Raw genomic sequence first — 3,920 nt, forward strand, 5'->3', positions numbered from 1 at the left:
ATTGGAAGTTTGCGTGCCTTTTTTATTTAGAGGTATTGTACCTATACCCCAACTAACATTGTAGAGCCTGAAAATGAAAAATGCACCGGCGCATCACCCGGACATGGGAAAGGACCTGCCGCAGAGGCAGGTCCTTTCATCCGATCAAGATTCATAGAGCGGGAATTTCGAAGTGAGGGCGGCCACGCGTTCCTTGATTTCCTGCTTGACCGCTTCGTCTTCGTGGTTTTTGAGGAGTTTGGCAATGATCGTGCCGATTTCCTTCATTTCTTCTTCTTTAAAGCCGCGCGATGTGACGGCCGGTGTGCCGATGCGGACGCCGGACGTAACGAACGGGCTTTCCGTATCGAACGGGATGGTGTTTTTATTCACCGTGATGCCGGCTTCATCGAGCACGGCTTCCGCCACTTTGCCGGTGAGCCCGAGCGAGCGGAGGTTGAGGAGCAGCAGGTGGTTGTCCGTGCCGCCGGACACGAGGTCGACGCCTTCGGATTTGAGCGTTTCGCCGAGCACTTTTGCGTTGTCGATGACCTGCTGGATGTAGTCTTTGAAATCCGGCTGCAGTGCTTCCCCGAACGCAACGGCCTTCGCGGCGATGACGTGCATGAGCGGACCGCCCTGGATGCCCGGGAAGATGGACTTGTCCAGCTTCTTGCCGAATTCTTCCGTGGAGAGGATCAGTCCCCCGCGCGGGCCGCGGAGTGTTTTGTGCGTCGTCGAAGTGACGAAGTGCGCGTGAGGAACCGGATTCGGGTGAAGTCCGGCCGCCACGAGCCCGGCAATGTGCGCCATGTCGACAAAGAGGTAAGCACCGACTTCGTCCGCAATCTCTCGGAATTTCTTGAAGTCGATCTGGCGCGGATAGGCGCTGGCGCCCGCGACGATCATTTTCGGCTTATGCTCGAGCGCCTTTTGGCGGACATCTTCATAGTCGATCATTTCGTCTTCTTTATCGACGCCGTAGTCGACAAAGTTGTACTGGACGCCGGAGAAGTTGACCGGGCTGCCGTGGGTCAGGTGTCCCCCGTGGCTCAGGTTCATGCCGAGCACCGTGTCGCCCTGCTCAAGCACCGTGAAGTAGACGGCCATGTTCGCCTGTGCGCCGGAGTGCGGCTGGACGTTGGCATATTCGGCGCCGAAGATTTCCTTCAGACGGTCGCGTGCAATGTTCTCGACAACGTCCACATGTTCGCAGCCGCCGTAGTAGCGCTTGCCCGGGTAGCCTTCCGCATATTTATTTGTCAGCACGGAGCCCTGGGCTTCCATGACGGCTTCCGACACGAAGTTTTCCGATGCGATCAGTTCAATGTTGTCCTGCTGGCGCTTTTTCTCCGCCATGATGGCGTCAAACACTGCTTTGTCCTCATTCTTCACGTGTAAGAGTTGCTCCACTTCTTCATTCCCCTTCCGCATTCTCTTTAGTTTTCTTCTTCGGTGAATTTCGAGTTGATGCCTGCGTATCCTTCTTCCTCTTCGCTTTCGGATTCTTCGGGTTCCGGCGGTTCGTATACCGCACGTGCGCCGCCGATCAGCTTCGGCCGTGTTTTCGCGATCGTCACGACCGCCTCGCCGACCCGGTCCACCGAGGCGCGGAGCGGCACGGCGACCGGCCGGAGCTGCATGCCGATGAGCGTCTGGCCGATGTCAATGCCGGCATGCGCCCGGACGCCTTCGACGACGACCGGATCCGCCATCGTCTGGTAGGCATGGGCGGACATCGATCCGCCGGCCCGGACCACCGGTACGACGGTGACGGGCTCGAGGCCATACCGCTCGGCCGCTTCCCGCTCGAGCGTCACGGCCCGGTTGATGTGTTCGCACCCCTGAAACGCGAGATAAAGGCCGTTCCGGTCCGCAAATGCTTTTAACGGTCCGTAGAGCACTTCTGCAATATCAAGCGCCCCGCCGGTGCCGATGCGGCTCCCGGCCACTTCGGACGTGGAGCACCCGACGACGAACAGCTGTCCCGGGCGGAAATCTGCCTGTTCCTCCAGCTGTCCAAGGATTTCCTCAAGCTGCAGCTTCCATAGCTGGCGTGCATCCAAGAGGCTTCACCCCCCCTTACTGTTCGAGCTCGGACAGCTTGTCGATGCGGCGCTGATGACGGCCGCCCTCGAATTCGCCTTCGAGCCAAGTCTTGGCAATCTCACGTGCCAGGCCCGGACCGATGACCCGCTCGCCCATCGCCAGGACATTGGAGTCATTGTGGCCCCGAGTCGCTTTTGCGCTGAACACATCATGGCAGAGCGCGCAGCGGATGCCTTTGACTTTATTGGCCGCGATCGACATGCCGATGCCGGTGCCGCAGATGACGATGCCGCGTTCGAAATCACCGGCGGCCACCCGCTCCGCCACGGGCTTCGCATAGTCCGGATAGTCTACGGACCCGTCGTCCCGCGGCCCGAAATCTTCGTACTCAATGCCCATTTCGTCCATGAGGTCCTTGATCTCGGCGCGCAGCCGGTTGCCGCCGTGATCGGAAGAAATCGCTACTTTCATCCGCTTTCCCTTCTTTCCTTTACGTTTACACCCTCATCATATCATTATTATGAAAATAAAAATACAGCCCAATTTCAGGGCTGCTTCATGTTCCGGCGGAGCGATTCGGCAAGAAGGCCGACCGCCTTGTTTAATTCGCCAAACGCTCTACGGTAGTCCTCTTCGCCCCCTCCGAACGGATCTGCGATATCCCGGTCACCGAGGCCAACGTAGCTATTTAATAGGAAAGTCTTTCCCTTTGCCAGCCGGACGGACCGCTCCAGCGCCCGCCGGTGGCTGTCCGTCATCGCGAGGATCAGATCCGCCCAGTCCACGAGCGCCTCATCGGCAACTGCCGACGGACCCGCCGGCGGCAACCCGTTTTCTTTGATCAGCGACTCGGCATGATGCGCCGGAGGCAGGCCCCCGACCGCCGACACCCCCGCCGACCGGACCGCAACGCCCGGGATCCCCTCTCCTTTGAGAATCGCCTCGGCCATCGGGCTCCGGCAAGTATTTCCTGTACAGACGAATAATATATTCATTCCCCTCACCGCCCCATCCGACCCGGCTGAACATCAAAGCAGCGGCAGCACGCCCATGAGTACAAGCCCTGCCCCGGCGATGAACCGGAGCCGCCTCCCTCCGATCTTGTTGAACGTCCCCCTCATGTACAAGGCTCCACAAGACAGGACGAAGGCGCTCGTTCCCGCACTGACAATGAACCGGATCATGTCTAACTGAAGCATACCAAATGACATGCTCACTGAAAAGGAGTCCATGCTGAGGAGCGCGGCAAGCACATAAGGGGGCATCTTCACATCGGCCCCCTCATCCGACAAAATCATATGAAGCCCGAGCAGGATCAGCAGGATGGCCGAGATGTAGACGCCGAGCCCGGCAAGCAGAGCCGCTGCCGCGCCGCCCGCCAAAAAACCCGCAAACGGAAAAATCATGTGAAGCGCGCCTGTCCACATCGCAAGCGGCAGCCGGTTCCTCCTCAGCGGCAGCACGGCATACACCGCCACCGCATCCACCGCCGTCAAAATCCCCGCCACCGGTTCATGCCACATCCAACCCCTCCTCTCCCGCATCATCCATCCATCGTATGCGGGGTGCGGGAGGGACATGACCGCGAGGGGCGGGGAGGGCTGTATGGTCTGAGAGCGGTATGGATTGGGGGGCGGGATTGTTCGGTTCGACAGTGGGGTTGGAAGGAATATCCTGTACGACTCAGCGTCCGATCCGTACGGTTCAAGACTCGATCCGTACGACTCGGGAGCACATCCGTACGGCTCACCTCTGGAAGAACCAACCTGTACGACTCAACGTCCGATCCGTACGGTTCAACACTCAATCCGTACGACTCGAGGACGCATCCGTACGGCTCACGCTAAACAAAATAGTCAACTTGGCCCGACCTTCAACTTTTCTATCTTGAC

5 protein-coding genes are annotated in these 3,920 nt (G+C 59.0%); all 5 read right to left on the bottom strand.

The features are described from left to right. Positions 1–144: 144 nt before the first annotated feature. The 5 genes from glyA to ACFFIY_RS07380 all read right to left on the bottom strand — a co-directional run bounded on the left by glyA (position 145) and on the right by ACFFIY_RS07380 (position 3,551). Positions 145–1,374, bottom strand: coding sequence for a serine hydroxymethyltransferase (glyA, locus tag ACFFIY_RS07360; RefSeq protein WP_376837221.1), 1,230 nt, complete (start codon positions 1,372–1,374; stop codon positions 145–147). 44 nt (positions 1,375–1,418) lie between these two features. Beyond that, on the bottom strand, positions 1,419–2,045 hold the full coding sequence (locus ACFFIY_RS07365) for a TIGR01440 family protein (RefSeq protein ID WP_354199502.1): 627 nt from the start codon (positions 2,043–2,045) through the stop codon (positions 1,419–1,421). Between the two features lie 16 nt (positions 2,046–2,061). After that, entirely contained in the window at positions 2,062–2,499 is a 438-nt protein-coding gene (gene rpiB / locus ACFFIY_RS07370; RefSeq protein ID WP_354199500.1) for a ribose 5-phosphate isomerase B, read from the bottom strand. 74 nt (positions 2,500–2,573) lie between these two features. Next, on the bottom strand, positions 2,574–3,023 hold the full coding sequence (locus ACFFIY_RS07375) for a low molecular weight protein arginine phosphatase (RefSeq protein ID WP_354199498.1): 450 nt from the start codon (positions 3,021–3,023) through the stop codon (positions 2,574–2,576). Between the two features lie 33 nt (positions 3,024–3,056). After that, positions 3,057–3,551, bottom strand: coding sequence for a manganese efflux pump (locus ACFFIY_RS07380; RefSeq protein WP_354199496.1), 495 nt, complete (start codon positions 3,549–3,551; stop codon positions 3,057–3,059). Between the last annotated feature and the right edge of the window lie 369 nt (positions 3,552–3,920).

It is taken from the genome of Bhargavaea ullalensis, assembly GCF_042432615.1.
Lineage (GTDB): Bacteria > Bacillota > Bacilli > Bacillales_A > Planococcaceae > Bhargavaea > Bhargavaea ullalensis.

What these genes read in the sequence shown, in the direction of transcription:
- rpiB (WP_354199500.1), bottom strand. Translation starts at nt 2,499, where the DNA reads ATGAAAGTAGCGATTTCTTCCGATCACGGCGGCAACCGGCTGCGCGCC.
- ACFFIY_RS07375 (WP_354199498.1), bottom strand. Translation starts at nt 3,023, where the DNA reads ATGAATATATTATTCGTCTGTACAGGAAATACTTGCCGGAGCCCGATG.
- ACFFIY_RS07380 (WP_354199496.1), bottom strand. Translation starts at nt 3,551, where the DNA reads ATGTGGCATGAACCGGTGGCGGGGATTTTGACGGCGGTGGATGCGGTG.